The sequence below is a fragment of the Pseudomonas sp. BF-RE-25 genome, from assembly GCF_019956105.1.
Classification (GTDB): domain Bacteria; phylum Pseudomonadota; class Gammaproteobacteria; order Pseudomonadales; family Pseudomonadaceae; genus Aquipseudomonas; species Aquipseudomonas migulae.
The window spans coordinates 1-22,925 of sequence record NZ_JAHBDB010000009.1; the positions used below are offsets into that span (position 1 = coordinate 1).

At 59.0% G+C, this 22,925-nt stretch carries 24 protein-coding genes and 1 pseudogene; 16 read left to right on the forward strand and 9 right to left on the reverse strand.

The features are described from left to right. Positions 1-68: 68 nt before the first annotated feature. Both KGB24_RS04705 and KGB24_RS04710 read right to left on the reverse strand, forming a co-directional pair. On the reverse strand, positions 69-1,214 hold the full coding sequence (locus tag KGB24_RS04705; protein WP_008030563.1) for an MFS transporter: 1,146 nt from the start codon (positions 1,212-1,214) through the stop codon (positions 69-71). Between the two features lie 177 nt (positions 1,215-1,391). Further along, a complete protein-coding gene (locus KGB24_RS04710; RefSeq protein WP_223415108.1) occupies positions 1,392-2,885 on the reverse strand; it encodes an aldehyde dehydrogenase in 1,494 nt (497 codons plus the stop codon). 248 nt (positions 2,886-3,133) lie between these two features. Here KGB24_RS04710 and KGB24_RS04715 point away from each other — a divergent pair, with 248 nt between their 5' ends. Beyond that, a complete protein-coding gene (locus tag KGB24_RS04715) occupies positions 3,134-3,496 on the forward strand; it encodes a cupin domain-containing protein (RefSeq protein ID WP_223415109.1) in 363 nt (120 codons plus the stop codon). Positions 3,497-3,684: 188 nt separating this feature from the next. Here the strand turns inward: KGB24_RS04715 and rpmG are convergent, their stop codons facing one another. Together rpmG and rpmB are read right to left on the reverse strand one after the other, a co-directional pair. Continuing rightward, positions 3,685-3,840 carry a 50S ribosomal protein L33 gene (gene rpmG / locus KGB24_RS04720; protein ID WP_007894709.1) on the reverse strand — a complete coding sequence of 52 codons (156 nt, stop codon included), beginning with the start codon at positions 3,838-3,840 and terminating at the stop codon, positions 3,685-3,687. An 11-nt stretch (positions 3,841-3,851) separates the two neighbouring features. Next, on the reverse strand, positions 3,852-4,085 hold the full coding sequence (gene rpmB, locus KGB24_RS04725; protein WP_003176907.1) for a 50S ribosomal protein L28: 234 nt from the start codon (positions 4,083-4,085) through the stop codon (positions 3,852-3,854). Positions 4,086-4,531: 446 nt separating this feature from the next. Between rpmB and KGB24_RS04730 the strand changes: the two genes are divergently transcribed. Beyond that, the gene (locus tag KGB24_RS04730) at positions 4,532-6,118 is read left to right on the forward strand and encodes an ABC transporter substrate-binding protein (protein ID WP_192228201.1); all 1,587 of its coding nucleotides are present in this window, start codon (positions 4,532-4,534) and stop codon (positions 6,116-6,118) included. A gap of 138 nt (positions 6,119-6,256) precedes the next feature. On the opposite strand, the gene radC is transcribed toward KGB24_RS04730, so the two are convergent. After that, positions 6,257-6,931, reverse strand: a complete 675-nt coding sequence (gene radC / locus KGB24_RS04735) for a RadC family protein (protein ID WP_223415110.1) — start codon at positions 6,929-6,931, stop codon at positions 6,257-6,259. 135 nt (positions 6,932-7,066) lie between these two features. Here radC and coaBC point away from each other — a divergent pair, with 135 nt between their 5' ends. The 7 genes and pseudogenes from coaBC to KGB24_RS04770 all read left to right on the forward strand — a co-directional run bounded on the left by coaBC (position 7,067) and on the right by KGB24_RS04770 (position 12,731). Further along, entirely contained in the window at positions 7,067-8,275 is a 1,209-nt protein-coding gene (gene coaBC, locus KGB24_RS04740) for a bifunctional phosphopantothenoylcysteine decarboxylase/phosphopantothenate--cysteine ligase CoaBC (protein WP_008030577.1), read from the forward strand. 5 nt (positions 8,276-8,280) lie between these two features. Then, on the forward strand, positions 8,281-8,736 hold the full coding sequence (dut, locus tag KGB24_RS04745) for a dUTP diphosphatase (RefSeq protein WP_008030580.1): 456 nt from the start codon (positions 8,281-8,283) through the stop codon (positions 8,734-8,736). 256 nt (positions 8,737-8,992) lie between these two features. Next, positions 8,993-10,396 (forward strand): annotated as a pseudogene (locus KGB24_RS04750) (phosphomannomutase/phosphoglucomutase); the annotation flags it as partial. Positions 10,397-10,413: 17 nt separating this feature from the next. Then, positions 10,414-11,319, forward strand: a complete 906-nt coding sequence (gene argB / locus KGB24_RS04755) for an acetylglutamate kinase (RefSeq protein ID WP_008030582.1) — start codon at positions 10,414-10,416, stop codon at positions 11,317-11,319. Positions 11,320-11,509: 190 nt separating this feature from the next. Then, a complete protein-coding gene (locus KGB24_RS04760) occupies positions 11,510-11,770 on the forward strand; it encodes a hypothetical protein (protein WP_008030584.1) in 261 nt (86 codons plus the stop codon). Between the two features lie 18 nt (positions 11,771-11,788). Then, positions 11,789-12,361 (forward strand): hypothetical protein, encoded by a 573-nt coding sequence (locus tag KGB24_RS04765; protein WP_008030586.1) that lies wholly within the window; start codon positions 11,789-11,791, stop codon positions 12,359-12,361. After that, entirely contained in the window at positions 12,348-12,731 is a 384-nt protein-coding gene (locus KGB24_RS04770) for a hypothetical protein (RefSeq protein WP_008030589.1), read from the forward strand. The genes KGB24_RS04765 and KGB24_RS04770 overlap by 14 nt, the downstream gene beginning before the upstream one ends. A gap of 139 nt (positions 12,732-12,870) precedes the next feature. Here the strand turns inward: KGB24_RS04770 and pyrE are convergent, their stop codons facing one another. Beyond that, positions 12,871-13,515: an orotate phosphoribosyltransferase gene (gene pyrE / locus KGB24_RS04775; protein ID WP_008038033.1), complete on the reverse strand. Its 645-nt coding sequence runs from the start codon at positions 13,513-13,515 to the stop codon at positions 12,871-12,873. A gap of 82 nt (positions 13,516-13,597) precedes the next feature. Between pyrE and KGB24_RS04780 the strand changes: the two genes are divergently transcribed. Further along, a complete protein-coding gene (locus tag KGB24_RS04780) occupies positions 13,598-14,377 on the forward strand; it encodes an exodeoxyribonuclease III (protein ID WP_008030595.1) in 780 nt (259 codons plus the stop codon). Between the two features lie 59 nt (positions 14,378-14,436). Here the strand turns inward: KGB24_RS04780 and gltS are convergent, their stop codons facing one another. The 3 genes from gltS to rph form a co-directional block, all read right to left on the reverse strand. Continuing rightward, positions 14,437-15,642 (reverse strand): sodium/glutamate symporter, encoded by a 1,206-nt coding sequence (gene gltS / locus KGB24_RS04785; protein WP_223415111.1) that lies wholly within the window; start codon positions 15,640-15,642, stop codon positions 14,437-14,439. A 471-nt stretch (positions 15,643-16,113) separates the two neighbouring features. Then, positions 16,114-16,482: a DUF4870 domain-containing protein gene (locus KGB24_RS04790; RefSeq protein WP_008038052.1), complete on the reverse strand. Its 369-nt coding sequence runs from the start codon at positions 16,480-16,482 to the stop codon at positions 16,114-16,116. A 29-nt stretch (positions 16,483-16,511) separates the two neighbouring features. Beyond that, entirely contained in the window at positions 16,512-17,234 is a 723-nt protein-coding gene (gene rph / locus KGB24_RS04795; protein ID WP_008030600.1) for a ribonuclease PH, read from the reverse strand. Between the two features lie 281 nt (positions 17,235-17,515). On the opposite strand from rph, the gene KGB24_RS04800 reads away from it, so the two are divergent. The 6 genes from KGB24_RS04800 (at position 17,516) to KGB24_RS04825 (ending at position 22,823) form a co-directional block, all read left to right on the forward strand. Further along, entirely contained in the window at positions 17,516-18,379 is an 864-nt protein-coding gene (locus KGB24_RS04800) for a YicC/YloC family endoribonuclease (protein WP_008030602.1), read from the forward strand. A gap of 12 nt (positions 18,380-18,391) precedes the next feature. Further along, positions 18,392-19,012 carry a guanylate kinase gene (gmk, locus tag KGB24_RS04805; protein ID WP_192420542.1) on the forward strand — a complete coding sequence of 207 codons (621 nt, stop codon included), beginning with the start codon at positions 18,392-18,394 and terminating at the stop codon, positions 19,010-19,012. A 167-nt stretch (positions 19,013-19,179) separates the two neighbouring features. Further along, a complete protein-coding gene (gene rpoZ / locus KGB24_RS04810; protein ID WP_008030604.1) occupies positions 19,180-19,443 on the forward strand; it encodes a DNA-directed RNA polymerase subunit omega in 264 nt (87 codons plus the stop codon). Between the two features lie 57 nt (positions 19,444-19,500). Continuing rightward, positions 19,501-21,606 carry a bifunctional GTP diphosphokinase/guanosine-3',5'-bis pyrophosphate 3'-pyrophosphohydrolase gene (gene spoT, locus KGB24_RS04815; protein WP_008038056.1) on the forward strand — a complete coding sequence of 702 codons (2,106 nt, stop codon included), beginning with the start codon at positions 19,501-19,503 and terminating at the stop codon, positions 21,604-21,606. 25 nt (positions 21,607-21,631) lie between these two features. Then, positions 21,632-22,012: a RidA family protein gene (locus tag KGB24_RS04820; protein ID WP_003229509.1), complete on the forward strand. Its 381-nt coding sequence runs from the start codon at positions 21,632-21,634 to the stop codon at positions 22,010-22,012. 70 nt (positions 22,013-22,082) lie between these two features. Next, positions 22,083-22,823 (forward strand): hypothetical protein, encoded by a 741-nt coding sequence (locus KGB24_RS04825; RefSeq protein ID WP_008030606.1) that lies wholly within the window; start codon positions 22,083-22,085, stop codon positions 22,821-22,823. Positions 22,824-22,925 lie beyond the last annotated feature (102 nt).

Sequence of the window (22,925 nt, forward strand, 5' to 3'; positions counted from 1 at the left end):
ATGGTGTGTCAGCCACACAGGTTTGGCTGACACACCATCGCGAGCAGGCTCGCTCCTACATTTCGGTTTCAGGCAGGCTCGGCCACCGTGCCGAACGCACCTTGGCGCGACAACAAAATCACCAGTCCTAACGCACCCGCCGCCATCAACAGCGGCAACGCATGACCGCTAATCCACTGACTACCGGCACCAGCCGCCAATGGTCCGACCAGGCAACCAATGCCCCATAGCTGCGCAATATGCGCATTGGCCCGCACCAGCGCATCGTCGCGATAACGCTCGCCGATCAGGATCAGCGACAAGGTGAACAAGCCCCCGGCACTGGCGCCGAACAACACCCACAATGGCCAGATCAGCAACGTGTCGATGAGCAATGGAATCGCCAGGCTCGAGAGCATCAGCACCACAGCGCAACCGGTGAACAACGTACGTCGCGACAAGCGATCCGCCAGTGCGCCAATCGGCAATTGCAGCAAGGCATCGCCCACCACCACAGTGCTGACCATCGCCAAGGCGATTTCCGTGGTAAAGCCCTGGCGCAGGCAATAGACCGGCAACAAGGTCAGGATCATCGCCTCGAACGCCGCGAACAGCGCCACGCCCCAGGCAATCGCCGGCAGGCCTCGGCAGAAGCCCCACAAGTCGCTGAAAGTCACGCTGCAGGCTTCGCTGGTCGGCGCACCGCTGCGGCCGAGCAACAGGAACGGTGCCGCCGTCAGCAAACCGACCCCGACCCAGAATCCATAATCGAGCTCAGTCCCCAGAACACCCAACAACAAAGGCCCGGCCAGCTGACTCAGCGCATAGCTGCTGCCATACAGCGCCACCAGCCGACCGCGCCATTGCTCGACCACCAACTGGTTGATCCAGCTTTCACCCAAGATAAAGACGAGGGTCAGGATCACCCCGATCATCAGCCGCAGCACCAGCCACACCGGATAACTCGGCAACAGCGCCAGCAAACCGATGGAGGCCGCCCCGGCCCACAGGCACAAGCGCATCAGATTGGCCGTGCCGAGCCGCGCCGCCAGATGGCTGGAGATCTTCGCCCCCAGCAATACGCCAATCGCCGGCATCGCGGCCATTACGCCGATGGCGAACGAACCGTAACCCCAGCCTTCCAGGCGAAACGATACCAGCGGCATGCTGACACCCAGGGCCAGGCCGACACTCAAGACAGACGCCAACACGGCGAAATAAGTCGCCCAACGCATGTTCCACGCTCCTGTGGATATTTTTTGTGCAACACAAAACACTGTGGGAGCGAGCCTGCTCGCGATGACGGAGCAACATTCAACATTGACGTCGACTGTCATACCGCCATCGCGAGCAGGCTCGCTCCCACAGGGGATCTGCGTTGAGCCCCGGAAACCTCCGGGGCTCACATCAAATTACAACTTGATCCAGGTCGCCTTCAGCTCGGTGTACTTGTCGAACGCATGCAGCGATTTGTCACGACCGTTGCCCGACTGCTTGAAGCCACCAAACGGAGCGGTCATGTCGCCACCGTCGTACTGGTTGACCCACACGCTACCGGCACGCAAGGCCCGGGCGGTCAGGTGAGCCTTCGAGATGTCCTTGGTCCACACCGCAGCAGCCAGGCCGTAAGGCGTGTCGTTGGCAATCGCGACGGCTTCTTCGGCGGTATCGAAAGCGATGACCGACAATACCGGGCCAAAGATTTCTTCCTGGGCGATTTTCATCGCGTTGCTGACGCCGTCGAAAATCGTCGGCTCAACGTAGGTGCCACCGGTTTCCTGCAGCGTGCGCTTGCCGCCAGCAACCAGTTTGGCGCCGTCGGTGTGGCCGGATTCGATGTAGGACAGCACGGTGTTCATCTGCTGGGTGTCCACCAGCGCGCCGACGTTGGTCGCCGGGTCCAGCGGGTTGCCCGGCTTCCAGGCCTTCAAGGCCTCGATCACCAACGGCAGGAACTGGTCCTTGATCGAACGCTCGACCAGCAGACGCGAACCGGCGGTGCAGACTTCGCCCTGGTTGAAGGCGATGGCGCCCGCAGCCGCTTCCGCAGCTTCCTGCAGGTTCGGGGCATCGGCGAACACGATGTTCGGGCTCTTGCCGCCGGCTTCGAGCCAGACGCGCTTCATGTTCGATTCGCCCGAGTAGATCAGCAGTTGCTTGGCGATCTTGGTCGAACCGGTGAACACCAGCGTGTCGACATCGTTGTGCAGGGCCAGGGCCTTGCCGACCGTGTGACCGTAGCCCGGCAGCACGTTCAGTACGCCTTTCGGGATGCCGGCTTCAACGGCCAGCGCCGCGATGCGGATGGCGGTCAGCGGTGATTTTTCGGATGGCTTGAGGATCACCGAGTTACCGGTGGACAGCGCCGGGCCGAGTTTCCAGCAGGCCATCATCAGCGGGAAGTTCCACGGCACGATGGCGCCGACAACGCCGACCGGCTCGCGAGTGACCAGACCCAACTGATCGTGCGGGGTCGCAGCGACTTCGTCGTAGATCTTGTCGATAGCCTCACCGCTCCAGCTCAGGGCTTGCGCCGCGCCGGGAACGTCGATGTACAGCGAATCGCTGATTGGCTTGCCCATGTCCAGGGTTTCAAGCAGGGCCAGCTCTTCGGCGTTCTGTTTCAGCAGGCCGGCGAAACGGATCATGGTGGCTTTGCGTTTGGTCGGGGCCAAACGCGACCAGGCGCCGGAATTGAACGTGGCGCGAGCGTTTTCAACAGCGCGCTGGGCGTCGGCGGCGTCACAGCTGGCGATCTTGCCCAGCAGATGGCCATCGACCGGACTGATGCACTCGAAGGTCTCGCTGGAGACGGCATCGGTGTATTCGCCATTGATGTAGGCGCGGCCTTCGATCTTCAGATCGCGAGCCCGCTGTTCCCAATCGGCACGAGTCAGGGTGGTCATTCGAGTGTCCTCCTCTTATTGAATACGAGCGCCCCGCGTTCTTCGCGGACGTCCCCAGGAATTCTGCCCAGCCAGCCTGCAATTCGGCCGAAGGCAACCGTCACCCTAAACCAGTGGCCGGGGTTGTTTCAATATATTTGACATAAGGTCGGTAAACGGCCTTGCGGTGTTCATTTTAATAAACATAGACTTTGGGCTTTCCAGCACCTTTTCAGCCACTCGCGCCGCAATCACGGGGGATAACAATAATGAGCATCCAGAATATCGTCGATTTTAGCCAAGCCACTACCGAGCCCGAGCGTTACAGGCCGGGCCCGGCGAAAATCCTGAAGGGCGACCCCGAGCAAGTGGTTTACAACCACTACAACAGCCCTTGCGGCCAGTTGAACGCCGGCGTGTGGGAAGGCGCCATCGGCCAGTGGACGGTGAACTTCACCGAGCACGAATACTGCGAAATCGTTCAGGGTGTTTCAGTGCTGCGTGACCTCGACGGCAATGCCAAGACACTGCGCGTGGGTGATCGCTTTGTGATCCCGGCAGGCTTTCGTGGCACCTGGGAAGTGCTGGAACCGTGCCGCAAGATTTATGTGGCGTTTGAACAGAAGGCCTGAAGATTTGCGTTGTTCGGGCCGGCCTCATCGCGAGCAGGCTCGCTCCCACAGGGATCTATGTCGATCACAAAACCTGTGGGAGCGAGCCTGCTCGCGATGAGGCCCTGACAACCAACGCAAAACCCTCAGGCAACAAAAAAGGCCCGTATCTCGCGATACGGGCCTTTTTCGTAAGAGGGAAAAATCAATTACTTGATTTTGCCTTCTTTGTAGATCACGTGCTTGCGAACAACCGGATCAAATTTCTTGATCTCGATTTTGTCCGGAGTAGTGCGCTTGTTCTTGTCGGTAGTGTAGAAGTGACCAGTACCGGCGCTCGAAATCAAACGAATCAATTCACGCATGATTAGCTCCCTTAGATCTTGCCAGCGGCGCGGATTTCGGCCAGCACGACAGTGATGCCACGCTTGTCGATGATACGCATGCCTTTGGCAGATACGCGCAGACGCACGAAACGTTTCTCTTCTTCAACCCAGAAGCGGTGATGCTGCAGGTTCGGCAGGAAACGACGACGGGTTTTGTTGTTTGCGTGGGAAATGTTATTCCCAGTCACCGGACCCTTACCGGTAACTTGACATACTCTCGACATGCCTCAGCCCTCTAAAACCACATGCCCAACCCGGCATGGGTTGGCCGCTTAATCTCTCAGTCATTTGGCGCCAGGCGCCGCGTTTCTTTAGAGGTCTTACCGGCTACACCTACAGTGAAGGAACCGGGCCCCTAGAAAAGAGCGCTGCTTTATACCAGAAAGACTGAGGTGCAACAACATTCCGTGCGAACAGACTTGATAAAAACCCCATTTTTCAGGCTGCGAGCGCCTTGGGTAAAGGCTATCGTCGATAAAGACCGCTCGTCGCAGAAAATCGGCCAACCGGCCAATCCTGGGGTTTTCTCGGCCGGCATTCACCGAAAACGATCGCACATAGTCCCCTTAAAATGAAAAAGGGGATAGTCATTTACAAAAGAGCCCTCTAGGGTAAGCCTTTTCCAGACTGCACTTGCAGATGGGCCTTCGATCTGTAAAGGAATCCGACCATGCGCCTCGCTGCCCTACCGCTGTTGCTCGCCCCGCTTCTACTGAGCCCGCTGGCCCACGCCGCCGCCCTGAGCGTCTGCACCGAGGCCAGCCCGGAAGGGTTCGACGTGGTGCAATACAACTCGCTGACCACCACCAACGCCTCGGCCGACGTGCTGATGAACCGCTTGGTGGACTTCGATACCGCCAGCGGCAAAGTGGTCGCAGGCCTCGCGGATAGCTGGGAAGTCAGCCCGGATGGCCTGACCTACGTGTTCAAGCTGCACCCGCAGGTGAAATTCCACCGCACCGAATATTTCAGCCCGACCCGCGAACTGACCGCCGAAGACGTGAAATTCAGCTTCGAGCGCATGCTCGACCCGGCAAATCCGTGGCACAAAGTGGCGCAGAGCGGCTTCCCGCACGCGCAATCGATGCAATTGCCGGCACTGATCAAGAAGATCGACGCGCTGGACCCGCTGACCGTGCGCTTCACGCTCGATCATCCGGAATCGACCTTCCTGCCGACCCTGAGCATGGGCTTCGCCTCAATCTACTCCGCCGAATACGCCGACCAGTTGCTGAAAGCCGGCACCCCGGAGAAGCTCAACAGCCAGCCGATCGGCAGCGGCCCGTTCGTGTTCACGCGTTTTCAGAAGGACGCCACGATTCGCTACAAGGCCAACCCGGACTACTTCCGTGGCAAGCCTTCGGTGGACCCGCTGATCTTCGCCATCACCCCGGACGCCAACGTGCGGTTGCAGAAACTGCGTCGTAACGAGTGCCAGATCGCCCTCTCGCCCAAACCACTGGACGTACAAGCCGCGCTGAAAGAGCCGACACTGAAAGTCGAAAAGACTGACGCGTTCATGACCGCGTTCGTTGCCATCAACAGCCAGCATCCGCCGCTGGACAAGCCTGAAGTGCGCCAGGCGATCAACCTCGCGTTCGACAAGGCCAACTACGTCAAAGCCGTGTTCGAAGACACCGCCGAAGCCGCCAACGGCCCGTATCCACCGAATACCTGGAGCTACGCCAAAGGCTTGCCGGGCTACGCGCATGACGTTGAAAAAGCCAAGGCATTGATGGCCAAGGCCGGCCTGAAAGACGGTTTCCAGACGACGATCTGGACCCGCCCGTCCGGAAGCCTGCTTAACCCCAATCCAAGCCTCGGCGCGCAGCTGCTCCAGTCGGACCTGGCGGAAATCGGCATTCAGGCCGAGATTCGCGTGATCGAATGGGGCGAAGTGATCCGCCGCGCCAAGGCCGGCGAACACGACCTGCTGTTCATGGGCTGGGCTGGCGACAACGGCGACCCGGATAACTTCCTGACGCCGCAGTTCTCCTGCGCGGCGGTCAAGTCCGGCACCAACTTCGCCCGTTACTGCAACCAGGACCTGGACAAGCTGATCAGTGCCGGCAAGACCACCTCCGAGCAAGGTGTACGCACCAAGCTCTATGAACAGGCTCAGGCGCAGATCCAGCAACAGGCGCTGTGGCTGCCGCTGGCCCACCCGACGGCCTTCGCGCTGATGCGCAAGGAAGTCGAGGGGTATGCGGTCAGCCCGTTTGGCCGCCAGGACTACTCCAAGGTCAACCTCAAATAACAGCTTGTCGCAAAACCCTGTAGGAGCGAGCTTGCTCGCGAAAAACGGACGGACAACGCGGGCAACCAGACACGCTGCGTCATCGTTCACGTTCTTCGCGAGCAAGCTCGCTCCTACAGGGAGTTTCGCAACCCTCGCCTACATCCACCCGTACTCAGCCATCGACAGCGGATCCCCGTCGCCGATGATGAAATGGTCGAGTATCCGCACATCGATCAAGTCCAACGCCTCTTGCAGGCGCTTGGTCAGCTTTCGGTCGGCATGACTTGGGTCGGGATTGCCTGAGGGATGGTTGTGGCAAAGGATCAAAGCTGCGGCGTTGTGAGCCAAAGCGCGCTTGACCACCTGACGCGGATAAACGCTGGTGCAGTCGATAGAGCCGCGAAACAGTGATTCAAACGCCAGCACTCGATGTTTCGAATCGAGAAACAGACAACCAAATACTTCATGAGGCTCATGTCGCAACATCGACTTGAGGTAATCACGCACCATCAACGGATTCTCCAGCACGGAGCTGTGGCGCAAGCGCTCAGCCAGATGCCGACGGGCCATTTCCAACACTGCCTGCAACTGCGCAAACTTTGCCGGCCCGAGCCCCAACTGCCCGCTGAAGGTTTTCAAATCTGCTTCAAGCAATGCGCGCAAACTGCCAAATTGACTCAACAAATGTCGCGCCAGATCCACCGCGCTTTTACCCGACACGCCGGTCCGTAAAAAAATCGCCAACAGCTCTGCGTCCGAAAGGCTCGCCGAACCCAACTCCAGTAACCTCTCCCGCGGCCGCTCGGCCACCGGCCAATCGCGAATACTCATAGCACCTCCCTGTCTGTGGGCGCCGCTGTTCCGTAGCGGTCGCTGTGATATCGTAGCCCATCTTTTTTGTGGGCGATTTCACTCCTGGGGAGGGGGTATCGCTACGCAGTCATCAACGAAATGAAAGGCAGACCTATGCAGCGGCTGTATCGGAAACGCATCGTTCTGGGCGTCGGCGGCGGTATTGCTGCCTACAAGAGCGCCGATCTGGTTCGCCGCCTGATCGATCAGGGCGCCGAAGTGCGCGTGGTCATGACCCGTGGCGGCGCCGAGTTCATCACTCCGCTGACCATGCAGGCCCTGTCCGGGCACCCGGTCCACCTGGACCTGCTGGACCCGGCGGCCGAAGCGGCGATGGGCCACATCGAACTCGCCAAGTGGGCCGATATGGTGCTGATCGCTCCGGCGACCGCGGACCTGATCGCCCGTCTGGCCCAAGGCATCGCCGACGACCTGCTGACCACGCTGGTGCTGGCCACCGACGCTGTGGTCGCCGTCGCTCCGGCGATGAACCAGGCCATGTGGCGCGACCCGGCGACCCAGGCCAACCTGCAAACCCTCGAAAGCCGCAGCATCAAGGCCTTCGGCCCTGCCTCCGGTAGCCAGGCCTGTGGTGACGTTGGCCTGGGCCGCATGCTCGAAGCCGTCGAACTCGCCCAATGCGCGGCGGACTGCTTCCAGCGCCAGGCGCTGACCGGCAAACACGTGCTGATCACCGCCGGCCCGACCCAGGAAAACATCGACCCGGTGCGCTACATCACCAACCACAGCTCCGGGAAAATGGGCTTTGCCCTGGCCGAAGCCGCCGTTGAAGCAGGCGCCCGCGTGACCCTGATCACCGGCCCGGTGCACCTGCCGACGCCGGATCGCGTCACCCGCATCGACGTGGTCAGCGCCCGCGACATGCTCGCCGCTTGCGAAGCCGCGATCCCTTGCGACCTGTTCATCGCCTCGGCGGCAGTCGCGGACTACCGCCCGGAAGTCGTCGCCCCACAGAAACTCAAGAAAGACCCTACGAACGGCGACGGCTTGCTACTACAAATGGTCCGCAACCCAGACATTCTGGCCACCATTGCCACGCGCCCCGACCGCCCATTCAGCGTCGGTTTCGCCGCTGAAACCGAACACCTGCTCGATTACGCTGCGCGCAAGTTGAAAGACAAGAACCTCGATTTGATCGTCGCCAACGACGTCGCCAACCCGAGCATTGGCTTCAATAGCGAAGAAAACGCCTGCAGCGTGATCGACCGTGAGCTCCACGCCACACTTTTCGCCCAGACCAGCAAGAGCAAGATTGCTCGCCAGCTGATCACTTTTATCGCCGAACGTCTGAACCAGGTTTAATTTACATGCACGCTTTGCAAGCCAAGATCCTCGACCCACGCATCGGTACCGAATTCCCGCTGCCGCAATACGCCACCCCAGGCTCCGCCGGCCTCGACCTGCGCGCCATGCTGGAAAAAGACATCGTGATCAAACCGGGTGAAACCGTGCTGATTCCGACCGGCCTGTCCGTCTACATTGGCGATCCTGGCCTGGCGGCGCTGATTCTGCCGCGCTCCGGCCTGGGCCATAAACACGGCATCGTGCTGGGCAACCTGGTCGGCCTGATCGACTCCGATTACCAGGGTCCGTTGATGGTTTCGTGCTGGAACCGTGGCCAGACCGATTTCAACATGGTGGTCGGCGAGCGTTTGGCCCAGCTGGTTCTGGTGCCGGTGGTTCAAGCGCACTTCGAGATGGTCGAAGAGTTCGTTGAAACCGAGCGCGGTGCGGGCGGTTTCGGGCATTCCGGCAAGCATTGATTTCTGGTTTTCAGGCTGGGCGCCCTGCCCGGCCTGAAGGGTGCTCTGCATTTTCAGAATGAAAATTGCATAGCCGTCATCTGGAAGGTTTAACACTGGAAAACAAGGCATTGGCTGGCCAAATCCTGGTTGGCGTTGGTGGCATGGCCTTTTCGCACCACGAACTCTCTGCGAAAAACGCCGTCATACCCTTCAGTTCGAACCCGCCGAAGCGTTCTTCGCGCGCAGGTCCAGCCACTTTCGAGATGGAGCATTCCCACAGATGAGCACCCCAGCCCAAGTCGCACCCAAGTTCCCCGACAGCATTTTCCGCGCGTACGACATTCGCGGCACCGTCCCGGAATTCTTGAACGCTGAAACCGCTTACTGGCTCGGTCGCGCCATTGGCGCCCAAAGCCTGGCCCAGGACGAACCGAACGTCTCCGTTGGCCGCGACGGTCGCCTGTCTGGCCCGGAACTGGTCGAGCAGCTGATCAAAGGCTTGGCCGAGGCCGGTTGCCACGTCAGTGACGTCGGCCTGGTGCCAACTCCGGCGCTGTACTACGCCGCCAACGTACTGGCCGGCAAATCCGGCGTAATGCTCACCGGCAGCCACAACCCGTCGAACTACAACGGCTTCAAGATCGTCATCGCTGGTGACACCTTGGCCAACGAACAGATCCAGGCCCTGCACGACCGCCTCAAGACCAACAACCTGAGCAGCGGCAAGGGCAGCATCACCAAGGTCGAGATCCTCGATCGCTACAACACCGAAATCGTCCAGGACATCAAGCTGGCCCGCCGCCTCAAAGTCGTGGTCGACTGCGGCAACGGCGCGGCCGGCGTGATCGCCCCGCAACTGATCGAAGCGCTGAACTGCGAAGTCATCCCGCTGTTCTGCGAAGTGGACGGCAACTTCCCGAACCACCACCCGGACCCGGGCAAGCCTGAAAACCTTGTCGACCTGATCGCCAAGGTCAAGGAAACCAACGCCGACATCGGCCTGGCCTTCGACGGCGACGGCGACCGCGTTGGCGTAGTGACCAACACCGGCAGCATCGTCTACCCGGACCGCCTGCTGATGCTGTTCGCCCGCGACGTTGTGGCGCGCAATCCGGACGCGGAAATCATCTTCGACGTCAAATGCACCCGTCGCCTGACGCCACTGATCAAGGAATACGGCGGTCGTCCGCTAATGTGGAAGACCGGTCACTCGTTGATCAAAAAGAAAATGAAACAAACCGGCGCCCTGTTGGCCGGCGAAATGAGTGGGCACATTTTCTTCAAGGAACGCTGGTTCGGTTTCGACGATGGCATTTACAGCGCCGCACGGCTGCTGGAGATCCTCAGCAAGGAAAAATCCACCGCGGAAGAGCTGTTTGCGACCTTCCCGAATGATATTTCTACGCCGGAAATCAATATCCATGTGACCGAAGAGAGCAAATTCAGCATCATTGATGCATTGCACGACGCGAAGTGGGGCGAAGGCGCCGACCTGACCACCATCGACGGCGTGCGAGTCGACTATGCCAAAGGCTGGGGCCTGGTGCGCGCGTCCAACACCACACCGGTGCTGGTGCTGCGCTTCGAGGCCGATGACGAGGCTGAATTGCAGCGCATCAAGGACGTTTTCAAAGTCCAGTTGAAGCGTGTTGCACCTGATCTCCAACTACCGTTCTGATTCACCCGGAGCCCTGAATGACCCTCGAACGCGAAGCCGCCGCCAACACCGCCAAGGTCCTGTCCGAAGCGCTGCCTTACATCCGCCGCTATGTCGGCAAGACGCTGGTGATCAAATACGGCGGCAACGCGATGGAAAGCGAGGAGCTGAAAACCGGCTTCGCCCGCGACATCGTGCTGATGAAAGCCGTCGGGATCAACCCGGTGGTGGTTCACGGTGGCGGCCCGCAAATCGGTGACCTGCTCAAGCGACTGTCGATCGAGAGCCACTTTGTCGATGGCATGCGCGTCACCGACGCGGCAACCATGGACGTGGTGGAAATGGTCCTGGGTGGCCAGGTCAACAAAGACATCGTCAACCTGATCAACCGTCATGGCGGCAGCGCCATCGGCCTGACCGGCAAAGACGCCGAGCTGATTCGCGCGAAGAAACTCACCGTCACCCGCCAGACGCCGGAGATGACCCAACCGGAAATCATCGACATCGGCCACGTCGGTGAAGTGGTCGGTATCAATACCGACTTGCTGAACCTGCTGGTCAAAGGCGACTTCATCCCGGTGATCGCGCCAATCGGCGTCGGTGCCAACGGCGAGTCGTACAACATCAACGCCGACCTGGTGGCCGGCAAGGTGGCCGAAGCGCTGAAAGCCGAGAAGTTGATGCTGCTGACCAACATCGCCGGGTTGATGGACAAGTCGGGCCAGGTCCTGACCGGCCTGAGCACTCAGCAGGTCGACGACCTGATTGCCGACGGCACGATCTACGGTGGCATGCTGCCGAAGATCCGTTGCGCGCTGGAAGCGGTTCAGGGTGGCGTGGGCAGCTCGCTGATCATTGATGGTCGGGTGCCGAATGCGATCTTGCTGGAAATCTTCACCGATACCGGCGTGGGTACTTTGATCAGCAATCGCAAGCGTCACTGATTCTAGAACTGCAAAAGGTCGCAGCCTGCGGCAGCGCCTACGGACGTACGAATATTCCGTAGGAGCTGACGAAGTCTGCGATCTTTTTTATGCGCACCGGAAACGTCCGACCTAACTCAGCGAAACGTCTGACATCCCGTCAGTATTAGTCCGCATAGGATCTTCCCTGTATCCACAGGAGAATGACCTCATGCAAAAAGACTACGTTCCTTACGGCAGCGATGTTTCAGCAGGCACCTTTGAATGCGTGGACTGCGGACATCAGTATTCGAATCAGGCAAAGACCTCGATCCCGCCATGCCCTCAGTATCTGAAATCGAAACACACGCGCAATGGATGGAAAGTTCTTTCCGGCCAGGGCGACGCCGTGATTGATCCCTATCCAAAGAAAGCCGACAAACCCGCAGCGATCAAAAGGGTCGAAACCTCCAACCCTGCCAGCAAAAAATAGCCTCGGAGGTGATCAGCCATGCAGATTTCCTTCACGATCGACGCCCAGGCATTCGACCTCGAGCAAAAGGAGCCGGTCAAAAAGACACTTAGAATTTCCGATCACGAAATCGCCCACGCCCTACAGCGTATCGCCAAGGCGAGCCTGACCGAATACTTGAAAATGCTAGTAGAAGGCGGTATGCCGAGCCGGGCCGATGAAGCGAAACAGGACCGCTTGCTGTATTTGATTCAAAGCTACTTCGGGCAAACCCTGCCGACCGAATCGCAGATATCAACGATTTTCCAGCTGACCCAGAGCCAAAGCAAAACCCTGCTGAAAAACACGGTTTCACGCTTTCGCAATCAACTGGACGAGATTCTGCAGCACAGCATGCGCGCCGTGATCGAATCTGCAGAACACGCGCAAACGGTGTATCTGGTGGTGATCAGTTCGGACGTTATTCGCGATGAGCTGAACATGCTGATCACACAGAACGAGCCAACCTTCAAACCCATCATCAAACGTAAAGGCAGTGCCGGGCAGTTCGAAATCAGCGAAGACTCCCATGCGCTGTTGTGCCAGACACTGGGCCTGAATGCCGTTCAGTGACGTCGTCGCGGTCAGTGGCCTGCTGCTGACCCTGACCACCTTCATGTTCAACCTTGCGTGGCCGAGGTTGAACGAAGCGCTGATGCTCGATGAAAAGCAGTCCGGCGCGCAAGCCAGGAAACGTGGTCGAGAGAATGTGATTAACGCGTTGTTCAGCTGCGCCTTGCCGCTGACGAGTGCATTCATGGCACTGTTTTACGTCAACTTGCCTGCCGCGGTGAACATCATGGGCAGCAGCAAACTGGATCTGTGGGCGTTTGATGTGGATCGCACGCTTTACGTGATGGTTGTGTTTGCACTGATGGTGTTTGCGCTGTTCAACCTGAAGCTGACCGTCCAACTCGCGCTCAAGTGGCAAAAACTTCGATAAACAGGTATCAGAAATAAAAAGGCCCCCGTCCGGATGACCCGAACGGGGGCTCTTTATTTGTACGTAACCCCTTCCCGCCAAAGCGGCGTGCCTGACACACCGCGTTGCATTGATCGCCAGCAAGCTGGCTCCTACAGGGTCAGACGCCGAATTGGGCGCGGTAGGCTTCTACGGCTGGCAGGTGTTGCTTGAGCTGCGGATCGTCGGCGAGGAATTCCAGCACCTGATTCAGCGAAACAATGCTGATCACCGGAATGCCGAAATCACGCTCCACTTCCTGGATCGCCGACAGCTCACCGTTGCCACGCTCCTGGCGGTTCAGGGCGATCAGCACGCCCGCTGCCTTGGCGCCGTCCTGGGAAGCGATGATCTGCATCACTTCGCGGATCGCGGTGCCGGCGGTGATCACGTCGTCGATGATCAGCACATCACCGGTCAATGGCGCGCCGACCAGGCTGCCGCCTTCGCCGTGGGCCTTGGCCTCTTTGCGGTTGAAGCACCATGGCAAATCACGGTCGTGATGTTCAGCCAGGGCCACTGCGGTGGTCGCCGCCAAAGGGATGCCTTTGTAGGCCGGGCCAAACAATACGTCGAAGGGAATGCCGCTCTCGACGATGGCCGCCGCGTAGAAACGACCCAGCTGCGCCAGGGCCGAACCCGAGTTGAACAGGCCGGCATTGAAGAAGTATGGACTGGTACGCCCGGACTTCAGGGTGAACTCACCGAAGCGCAAAACGCCGCGATCGATGGCAAAACGAATGAAATCGCGCTGATACGCTTGCATGAAAAAAACCCCAAATACCACGGATTTAGCTAATTAGGTTGACGCCGTGTATCATACACGCACGCGATTTTTGGGGCCATTTATGCGGATCATCAGTGTGAACGTCAATGGTATTCAGGCTGCAGTGGAGCGAGGTTTGCTCAGTTGGCTGCAAGCACAGAATGCCGACGTCATCTGCCTGCAGGACACCCGCGCCTCCGCCTTTGAACTGGACGATCCAGCCTTCCAACTGGATGGCTACTTCCTTTATGCCTGCGAAGCCGAAGTTCCCGCCCAGGGTGGCGTGGCTTTGTATTCGCGGTTGCAGCCGAAGGCAGTCATCAGCGGTCTCGGTTTCGAGACGGCCGACCGCTACGGGCGCTACCTGCAAGCCGATTTCGACAAGGTCAGCATCGCGACCTTGCTGCTCCCTTCGGGGCAGAACGGCGATGAAGACTTGAACCAGAAGTTCAAGCTAATGGACGATTTCGCCCGTTATCTGGATAAACAGCGACGCAAACGTCGCGAGTACATTTACTGTGGCTCGCTGTACGTGGCGCAACAGAAGCTGGATATCAAGAACTGGCGCGACAGCCAGCAATCCCCGGGCTTCCTGGCACCTGAGCGTGCCTGGATGGACGAGATTGTCGGCAACATGGGCTATGTCGATGCCCTGCGCGAAGTCAGCCGTGAAGGCGATCAGTACAGCTGGTGGCCGGACAACGAACAGGCTGAGATGCTCAACCTGGGCTGGCGCTTCGATTACCAGATACTGACGCCGGGCCTGCGCCGCTTCGTACGCAGCGCTCGCTTGCCACGTCAGCCACGGTTTTCGCAGCATGCACCGCTGATCGTGGACTACGACTGGACGCTGACCATCTAGCGCACCGGTTAACGAAAATGCCCGTATCGAAAGATACGGGCATTTTTATGCGACCTACGTTAAACGGCAGCGAACAGAGGCAGCGCCAGGTAAATCTTGATCACGACGACATTAATAATGTCGATGAAGAACGCCCCCACCATCGGCACCACCAGAAACGCAATTTGCGATGGCCCATAACGTTGTGTCACTGCTTGCATGTTAGCGATGGCAGTGGGTGTTGCGCCCAATCCGAAACCGCAGTGCCCCGCCGCCAGTACTGCCGCATCATAGTTACTGCCCATGACTCTGAACGTAATGAAAATCGCAAACAACGCCATCACTAACGCTTGCGCGGCCAGGATGATGAAAATCGGCAGCGCCAGCGCAGCCAGATCCCACAGTTTGAGTGACATCAAAGCAATCGCCAGAAACAGCGACAAACTGACATTCCCCAGGACCGAGACCTCACGCTCAAACACTTGATACAGGCCAAACGCTGAAAGCCCGTTGCGTAAAATCACACCCACGAACAGGACGCAAACGAACGTCGGCAGTTCAAATGCAGTTCCGTAAAGCAGGCCGTTCAGAAGAGTGCCCGCCATCAAGCTGATGGCGATTAGAGCGAGTGTCTCGATGAACGAAAACGGCGTGATCGCGCGCTCTTCGTTTGGCTGCTCAAAGCCCTTTGGCAACCGCGGCTTATCGTGCTCGCAGCCGGGTGTCTGGACACGCTTGATCAGCAGGCGAGCGACCGGGCCACCGATCAGCCCGCCCAGCACCAACCCAAACGTTGCAGAGGCCATGGCAAGTTCAGAGGCGGATGCCAGACCGAACTTCTCACTGAACGTTGCTCCCCAGGCTGCGCCTGTACCGTGACCACCAGACAGCGTTATCGAGCCCGTCAACAAGCCCATTAACGGATCGAGCCCCAAAGCCTTTGCGAGCCCGATGCCCAAGGCATTCTGCACCACCAGAAGCCCGATGACTGCCAGGAGAAATACCCCCACTACGCGCCCGCCTTTCTTCAGACTGGCGAAGTCCGCGCTCAAGCCAATAGTGGCAAAAAACGCCAACATCAAGGGAGTCTGCAGGGAGGTGTCAAATCGGACTTCAAAATCAAGGCCCCGCAAAGCCAGGAGAAGCAGAGCAATTACCAGGCCGCCTGCTACAGGCTCGGGAATATTGTAGCTGCGTAAAAAACCGATTCGTGTGACTAGTCCGCGTCCCAGCAACAGCACTAAAGAGGCAGCAACAAGTGTTCCATAAAAATCGAGCTGAACCATTGGATACTCTTGGAATATATATTCATAGGCGAACTGTTTACCCGGACACGCCTCTAGAACAGGTTGATTTTTATCAACACTAATTGGTATTGGATTCAAGAACCGTCACTGGTCTGAACGTATCGAGATATTTCTTAGTGGATAGTGCTGAAAACAACTTTATCAATCGACAAGTCTCATTGCCAATGACTACAGGCTATATTGAAGCATTGCAGTTGTGACTAAACATGTTAGGACAATCAGTACTCAATACAAATCTTGGAGAAGGGCTTAGTCTGAAATAGTAAACATCAGATGTAAACTTAGTAAGTTTCTAACTTAAAAATAAGAAAAGTCCTACAAATGACGTTATTTAGTTTTAGGCTGACATGAACTGCGCATTGCACGCAGCATCATTTTATCGACACCTTTACACCCGTTGATTTTTACTGTGGGAGCAGGCTTGCTCCCACAGGAACTATGCGCTGTTCGTTATTTGATCAACCGCCAAGTGAACGGATACCGATACGGCACCCCTTCATTGGCCTTCACGCCAGCAATGATCGTCAACACCAACGCACCGATCGCCAGCAACCCAAACAGGAAGAACCCGATGATCAACACCATCAGCAGGAAGCAGATGGCGGAAGCGATGGCGACGGTGATCTGAAAGTTCAGCGCCTCCTTGCCCTGCGCATCGACAAACGGGTCCATCTCGCGCTTCATCTGCCAGAGAATCAGCGGGCCGATCAGCGTGCCGAACGGAATCCAGATCCCCAGCAAGGCGGACAGGTGACAAAACATCGCCCATTGCCGAACTTCTTTGCTCGGGACGGGAAGCAGCTCTTGCTCGTCACTCATGTTGTCCTCCTTGTCTGGGATGGTTCCGGTCAGTCAGCCAGTGCAGCCTTTTGCAGTTCGAAGATTTCGGTCATGCCTTTCTTCGCCAGCTCAAGCATAGCGGTCAACTCTTCAGGCTGGAACGGCGCGCCTTCGGCAGTGCCTTGAACTTCGATGAAGCCGCCAGTGCTGGTCATCACCACGTTCAGGTCGGTCTCGGCAGCCGAGTCTTCCAGGTAGTCGAGGTCGAGCACAGGCTCGCCCTGGTACATGCCTACCGAAACGGCGGCGATCATTTGCTTGAGCGGGTCGCCGCCTTTCAGGCCGCCGCGCTTCTTGATCACTTTCAAGGCATCGACCAGCGCAACCATCGCGCCGGTGATGGACGCGGTGCGGGTGCCGCCGTCAGCCTGGATCACGTCGCAGTCGACGTACAGGGTGACGTCGCCCAGCTTGGACATGTCCAGCGAGGCGCGCAGCGAACGACCGATCAGACGCTGGATTTCCAAGGTGCGGCCGCCTTGCTTGCCGCGGCTCGCTTCACGCTGGTTACGCTCGCCGGTGGCGCGCGGCAGCATGCCGTATTCGGCGGTCAACCAGCCTTGGCCCTGACCTTTGAGGAAACGCGGCACGCCGTTTTCGACGCTGACGGTGCAGATGACTTTGGTATCACCGAACTCGACCAGTACGGATCCCTCGGCGTGTTTGGTGTAGTTGCGGGTAATGCGGATCGAGCGGAGCTGATCGGCAGCGCGACCACTTGGACGTTTCATAGGGAATACCTGTACGGGGGACGGAAAACTGCCGAGCATTATAGAGCCGCGCGCCAGTACTGGGCACTTCTAAAAAATCCGCCCGACGATTGAAGGCTCTGGCTTGAGCTTAGAACAGCGCTTTACCGACGGCCTGCAGCCCTTTGTCACACCGTGTGTTTGGGCGCATCCGCCCCACTGCGCTACAATCCTGCGCCTTTGCTGCCTGTCGGCTTTAATTCACAGATAGCGGGTCCGCGAAACCTTTGGTAACGCATCGACCTGCATTGCGAGGTACCTCCATGGTGCACAGCATGACCGCCTTCGCCCGCGTCGAGAAAGCCGGCGTCCAAGGCACCCTGAGCTGGGAACTGCGCTCGGTCAACAGCCGCTACCTGGAACCACACTTGCGTCTGCCGGAGTCGTTTCGCGATCTCGAAGGCGCGGTCCGCGAAGCGCTGCGCCAAGGCATCTCCCGAGGCAAACTCGAATGCACCCTGCGCTTCACCGAAGAGAACACTGATAAACCCCTGCAAGTGGATCGCGAGCGCGCCGCGCAATTGGTCGCCGCCGCCGAGACCATCGCCGGCCTGATCAAGAACCCGGCCGCGCTGAACCCGCTGGAAGTGCTGGCCTGGCCCGGCGTGCTGGTGGGCGATGCCACCGACCCGCAAGCCCTGAATGCCGAAGCACTGGCGCTGTTCAACGAAGGCCTGAAGGAACTCAAGGCTGGCCGCGAGCGCGAAGGCGCGGAGCTGGCACGGCTGATCAACGATCGCCTGACGTCCATTGAAGAAGACGTGGTGACCCTGCGTGAACTGGTCCCGCAGATGCTCGCCACCCAGCGCCAGAAAGTCCTCGACCGCTTCGCCGACATGAAGGCGGAAATGGACCCGCAGCGTCTGGAGCAGGAAATGGTCATGCTCGCTCAGAAGAGCGACGTCGCCGAAGAACTGGATCGCCTGAGCACCCATATCATCGAAGTTCGCCGGGTACTCAAGTCCGGCGGCGCTGCCGGCCGGCGCCTCGACTTCCTGATGCAGGAGCTCAACCGCGAAGCCAACACACTGGGCTCCAAGGCCTTCGACCCGCGCAGCACTCAGGCGGCGGTCAACCTCAAGGTGTTGATCGAGCAGATGCGCGAACAAGTGCAGAATATTGAGTAAGGCAAACCCGACATGACCCACAGCACCGGCACCCTGTACATCATTTCCGCCCCTTCGGGCGCGGGCAAGAGCAGCCTGGTCAAGGCCCTGACTGACGCTGATGCGGAGATCCGCGTCTCGGTCTCCCACACCACCCGCGCCATGCGCCCCGGTGAAGTGGACGGCGTGAATTATCACTTCGTCGAACGCGGCGAGTTCGTGAAGATGATCGAGCACGGCGATTTCCTCGAGCGCGCCGAAGTATTCGGCAACCTCTACGGCACTTCGCAAAGCCACCTGCAGCAGACCCTGGACGAAGGCCACGACCTGATTCTGGAAATCGACTGGCAAGGCGCCGAGCAAGTGCGCAAGTTGATGCCCCAGGCCCGTTCGATCTTCATTCTGCCGCCGTCCCTGCAGGCCTTGCACCAGCGCCTGACCAATCGCGGCCAGGACAGCGACGAGATCATTGACGGCCGCATGCGTGAAGCCGTCAGCGAGATGAGCCACTACGTTGACTACGACTACCTGATCATCAACGACGATTTCGCCCATGCCCTGCGCGATTTGCAGGCGATTTTCCGCGCCAATCAGCTGCATCAGAAGCGTCAGCAGCAGCGCAACGGCAAACTTTTGGCTGAATTGCTCGGCTAAACAGCTCTTCCCAAAACCGCTGCAAGGGCTTTACATTGGCACTTGCAGCGCGTTGAAGGGCTTGGTCAAAAAATCAGCGCTTCCCTAATCGCTGGTGATTTTTTAAACTGTTGAGTCCGCTCGCCCAACCGGGCAGCGCGCATATTGCATTCGCTCCGAGGAATACCATGGCCCGCGTAACCGTTGAAGACTGCCTAGAACACGTGGAAAACCGCTTTGAGCTGGTCATGCTCTCTACCAAGCGTGCCCGTCAACTGGCCACCGGTGGCAAAGAGCCGCTGGTTCAGTGGGAAAACGACAAGCCTACCGTTGTAGCGCTGCGTGAAATCGCTGAAGGCCTGATGAGCTACGAGTTCATCGCCGAGCAAGAAATCGTCCAGGATGAACCGCTGTTCGCAGCGTTCGAGGACGAGTCCAACGAGGCCGTCTAAGCCTATGCCTGGTCGACGTAGCACGGCGCGGGGTCACAGCGAACGGCAGGAGTCATCATGCCGAGCATAGACGCCCTCGCCGATCGCTTATCGACCTACCTCGGCAAGGACCAGGTCAACCTGGTCCGCCGAGCGTACTTCTACGCCGAACAAGCCCACGACGGCCAACGCCGCCGCAGTGGCGAGGCGTACGTCACGCATCCTCTTGCGGTGGCGAATATTCTTGCCGACATGCACATGGACCATCAGAGTTTGATGGCTGCGATGCTGCATGATGTGATCGAAGACACCGGCATTGCCAAGGAAGCGCTGCAAGCGCAGTTCGGCGAAACCGTGGCCGAACTGGTCGATGGCGTCAGCAAGCTGACCCAGATGAACTTCGAGACCAAGGCCGAAGCACAAGCCGAAAACTTCCAGAAAATGGCCATGGCCATGGCGCGCGACATTCGCGTGATCCTGGTCAAACTCGCCGACCGCCTGCACAACATGCGCACGCTGGAAGTCCTGTCCGGTGAAAAACGCCGGCGGATCGCCAAGGAAACCCTGGAAATCTATGCGCCCATCGCCAATCGGCTGGGCATGCACGCCATCCGCATAGAATTCGAAGACCTCGGCTTCAAGGCCATGCACCCGATGCGTTCCGCGCGGATCAACCAGGCGGTCAAACGCGCCCGGGGCAACCGCAAGGAAATCGTCAACAAGATCGAAGAATCCCTCGGCCACTGCCTGGCAATCGATGGCATTCAGGGCGAAGTCAGCGGTCGCCAAAAACACCTCTACGGCATCTACAAGAAAATGCGCGGCAAGCGTCGGGCCTTCAACGAGATCATGGACGTCTACGCGTTCCGGATCATCGTCGACAAGGTCGATACCTGCTACCGCGTGCTGGGTGCTGTACACAATTTGTACAAACCGCTGCCGGGGCGCTTCAAGGATTACATCGCGATCCCCAAGGCGAACGGCTACCAGTCGTTGCACACCACGTTGTTCGGCATGCACGGTGTTCCGATCGAGATCCAGATCCGCACCCGTGAAATGGAAGAGATGGCCAACAACGGCATCGCCGCCCATTGGCTGTACAAATCCAGCGGCGACGAGCAGCCCAAAGGCACTCACGCCCGCGCCCGCCAGTGGGTCAAAGGCGTGCTGGAAATGCAGCAACGCGCCGGCAACTCGCTGGAATTCATCGAAAGCGTGAAGATCGACCTGTTCCCGGACGAGGTCTACGTGTTCACGCCCAAAGGCCGGATCATGGAGCTGCCCAAAGGCTCCACGGCGGTCGACTTCGCTTACGCGGTGCACACCGACGTCGGCAACAGCTGCATTGCCTGTCGGATCAATCGTCGTCTCGCGCCGCTGTCCGAACCGCTGCAAAGCGGCTCCACGGTCGAGATCGTCAGTGCTCCCGGCGCACGGCCGAACCCGGCGTGGCTCAACTTCGTGGTCACCGGCAAGGCGCGGACCCATATCCGCCACGCGCTGAAACTGCAACGCCGCTCTGAGTCCATCAGCCTTGGCGAACGCCTGCTGAACAAGGTCCTCAACGGTTTCGACAGCGCCCTGGACAAAGTCCCGGCCGAGCGCGTCAAAGCGATGCTCACCGAGTACCGCCTCGAACTGATCGAAGACCTGCTCGAAGACATCGGCCTGGGCAATCGCATGGCTTACGTCGTCGCCCGCCGCCTGCTGGGCGAAGGCGAACAGCTGCCAAGCGCGGAAGGCCCGCTGGCGATTCGCGGCACCGAAGGTCTGGTGCTCAGCTACGCCAAGTGTTGCACGCCGATCCCGGGCGACCCGATCGTCGGTCACCTGTCGGCGGGCAAAGGCATGGTTGTGCACCTGGACAACTGCCGCAACATCAGCGAAATCCGCCACAATCCGGAAAAATGCATCCAGCTCTCGTGGGCCAAGGATGTCACCGGCGAATTCAACGTCGAGCTGCGCGTCGAGCTGGAACACCAGCGCGGCTTGATCGCACTGTTGGCCAGCAGCGTCAACGCGGCCGACGGCAATATCGAAAAAATCAGCATGGACGAACGCGATGGTCGCATCAGCGTGGTCCAACTGGTGGTCAGCGTGCACGACCGTGTGCATCTGGCTCGCGTGATCAAGAAACTGCGCGCACTGACCGGGGTGATCCGCATCACCCGCATGCGCGCCTAAGCCAACCTATTACAAGGAGTCATTCATGACCAAGACTGTTATCACCAGCGATAAGGCCCCGGCCGCCATCGGCACTTACTCCCAGGCGATCAAGGCTGGCAACACCGTTTACATGTCGGGTCAGATTCCTCTGGACCCAAAAACCATGGAACTGGTTGAAGGCTTCGAAGCCCAGACCGTCCAGGTGTTCGAGAACCTGAAAGCCGTGGCCGAAGCCGCTGGCGGTTCGTTCAAGGACATCGTCAAACTGAACATCTTCCTCACCGACCTGAGCCACTTCGCCAAGGTCAACGAGATCATGGGCAAGTACTTTGACCAGCCATACCCAGCCCGCGCCGCCATCGGCGTAGCCGCCCTGCCAAAGGGTTCGCAGGTTGAAATGGATGCCATTCTGGTCATCGAGTAATGCGTTCGGCGCAGCCCGAAAGGCTGCGCCAATGCCGTATGTATAAAAAGCGTTTTGAAAGGATTCCACCATGCGCACTGCGCTTGCTGTCTCGCTGGTCGCCCTGTTCTTGGGCGGATGTGCCAGCAACCCTGCCGACCGCGACATCAGCGGCACCTGGATCAATCAGGTGGCGATCGATGCTGCGTCCAAAGGCGGCCCCCTGCGCGAAGCGCTCCAGGCCTATGGTCCGAACCTGGAATGGGACGTCAACACCAAGGCCGGTCAGGCCCGCTACACCAACGGTTTTGAGAATGTCGAAGGCAAGCTGCTGGGCGAAGCGTCCGGCGCCTGGAAAGTCGACTTCTACGGCAGTTCCGCGAGCGAGCTGAAGCGTGATGGCAAGCAATTGGCCCAGGTCGCCAGCGACAACGAACCCGCACAGGTCTTCGACCGCGCGCTGATCCCGGTGCCGGATGGCGCACCGATGGGTGCCAGCTTCGAACGTGCGCTGTATTCCGCCTACATGGGCGGCAGCTGGAAAGTCGTCAGCGGTCCTGGCGAAGGCAGCTCCGTGCAGTTCCAGGCCGACGGCCAGGTAACCGGTTTGCCGGGTGCGGATCGCTACGCGCTGTGTCTGGCGGGCGATTGCGCGTCGATGAGCGGCGGCAACGACAACATGTGGTTGCAACTCAAGGGCCAGGGCAACACCTGGATCTTTGCGCGCAAGGGCAAGGAACTGGAGATCCTCCAGGCTGTGAACACCGCGCAGGCAGACGAAATGCCGCAGTTCACGCCGGGTGATCGCAAGTGGTTGCTGGAAAAGCAGTAACCCGGCTCTAAAGCCAACGCAATACCATGTAGGAGCCGGCTTGCCGGCGATGAGGCCATAACATCCAACATCTCTGTTGGCTGGTACACCGCCATCGCCGGC

Bases quoted from the DNA above. Each gene is read 5' to 3' on its own strand.
- KGB24_RS04705 (WP_008030563.1), bottom strand. From the start codon at position 1,214: ATGCGTTGGGCGACTTATTTCGCCGTGTTGGCGTCTGTCTTGAGTGTC.
- KGB24_RS04710 (WP_223415108.1), bottom strand. From the start codon at position 2,885: ATGACCACCCTGACTCGTGCCGATTGGGAACAGCGGGCTCGCGATCTG.
- KGB24_RS04715 (WP_223415109.1), top strand. From the start codon at position 3,134: ATGAGCATCCAGAATATCGTCGATTTTAGCCAAGCCACTACCGAGCCC.
- rpmG (WP_007894709.1), bottom strand. From the start codon at position 3,840: ATGCGTGAATTGATTCGTTTGATTTCGAGCGCCGGTACTGGTCACTTC.
- rpmB (WP_003176907.1), bottom strand. From the start codon at position 4,085: ATGTCGAGAGTATGTCAAGTTACCGGTAAGGGTCCGGTGACTGGGAAT.
- KGB24_RS04730 (WP_192228201.1), top strand. From the start codon at position 4,532: ATGCGCCTCGCTGCCCTACCGCTGTTGCTCGCCCCGCTTCTACTGAGC.
- radC (WP_223415110.1), bottom strand. From the start codon at position 6,931: ATGAGTATTCGCGATTGGCCGGTGGCCGAGCGGCCGCGGGAGAGGTTA.
- coaBC (WP_008030577.1), top strand. From the start codon at position 7,067: ATGCAGCGGCTGTATCGGAAACGCATCGTTCTGGGCGTCGGCGGCGGT.
- dut (WP_008030580.1), top strand. From the start codon at position 8,281: ATGCACGCTTTGCAAGCCAAGATCCTCGACCCACGCATCGGTACCGAA.
- argB (WP_008030582.1), top strand. From the start codon at position 10,414: ATGACCCTCGAACGCGAAGCCGCCGCCAACACCGCCAAGGTCCTGTCC.
- KGB24_RS04760 (WP_008030584.1), top strand. From the start codon at position 11,510: ATGCAAAAAGACTACGTTCCTTACGGCAGCGATGTTTCAGCAGGCACC.
- KGB24_RS04765 (WP_008030586.1), top strand. From the start codon at position 11,789: ATGCAGATTTCCTTCACGATCGACGCCCAGGCATTCGACCTCGAGCAA.
- KGB24_RS04770 (WP_008030589.1), top strand. From the start codon at position 12,348: ATGCCGTTCAGTGACGTCGTCGCGGTCAGTGGCCTGCTGCTGACCCTG.
- pyrE (WP_008038033.1), bottom strand. From the start codon at position 13,515: ATGCAAGCGTATCAGCGCGATTTCATTCGTTTTGCCATCGATCGCGGC.
- KGB24_RS04780 (WP_008030595.1), top strand. From the start codon at position 13,598: ATGCGGATCATCAGTGTGAACGTCAATGGTATTCAGGCTGCAGTGGAG.
- gltS (WP_223415111.1), bottom strand. From the start codon at position 15,642: ATGGTTCAGCTCGATTTTTATGGAACACTTGTTGCTGCCTCTTTAGTG.
- KGB24_RS04790 (WP_008038052.1), bottom strand. From the start codon at position 16,482: ATGAGTGACGAGCAAGAGCTGCTTCCCGTCCCGAGCAAAGAAGTTCGG.
- rph (WP_008030600.1), bottom strand. From the start codon at position 17,234: ATGAAACGTCCAAGTGGTCGCGCTGCCGATCAGCTCCGCTCGATCCGC.
- KGB24_RS04800 (WP_008030602.1), top strand. From the start codon at position 17,516: ATGGTGCACAGCATGACCGCCTTCGCCCGCGTCGAGAAAGCCGGCGTC.
- gmk (WP_192420542.1), top strand. From the start codon at position 18,392: ATGACCCACAGCACCGGCACCCTGTACATCATTTCCGCCCCTTCGGGC.
- rpoZ (WP_008030604.1), top strand. From the start codon at position 19,180: ATGGCCCGCGTAACCGTTGAAGACTGCCTAGAACACGTGGAAAACCGC.
- spoT (WP_008038056.1), top strand. From the start codon at position 19,501: ATGCCGAGCATAGACGCCCTCGCCGATCGCTTATCGACCTACCTCGGC.
- KGB24_RS04820 (WP_003229509.1), top strand. From the start codon at position 21,632: ATGACCAAGACTGTTATCACCAGCGATAAGGCCCCGGCCGCCATCGGC.
- KGB24_RS04825 (WP_008030606.1), top strand. From the start codon at position 22,083: ATGCGCACTGCGCTTGCTGTCTCGCTGGTCGCCCTGTTCTTGGGCGGA.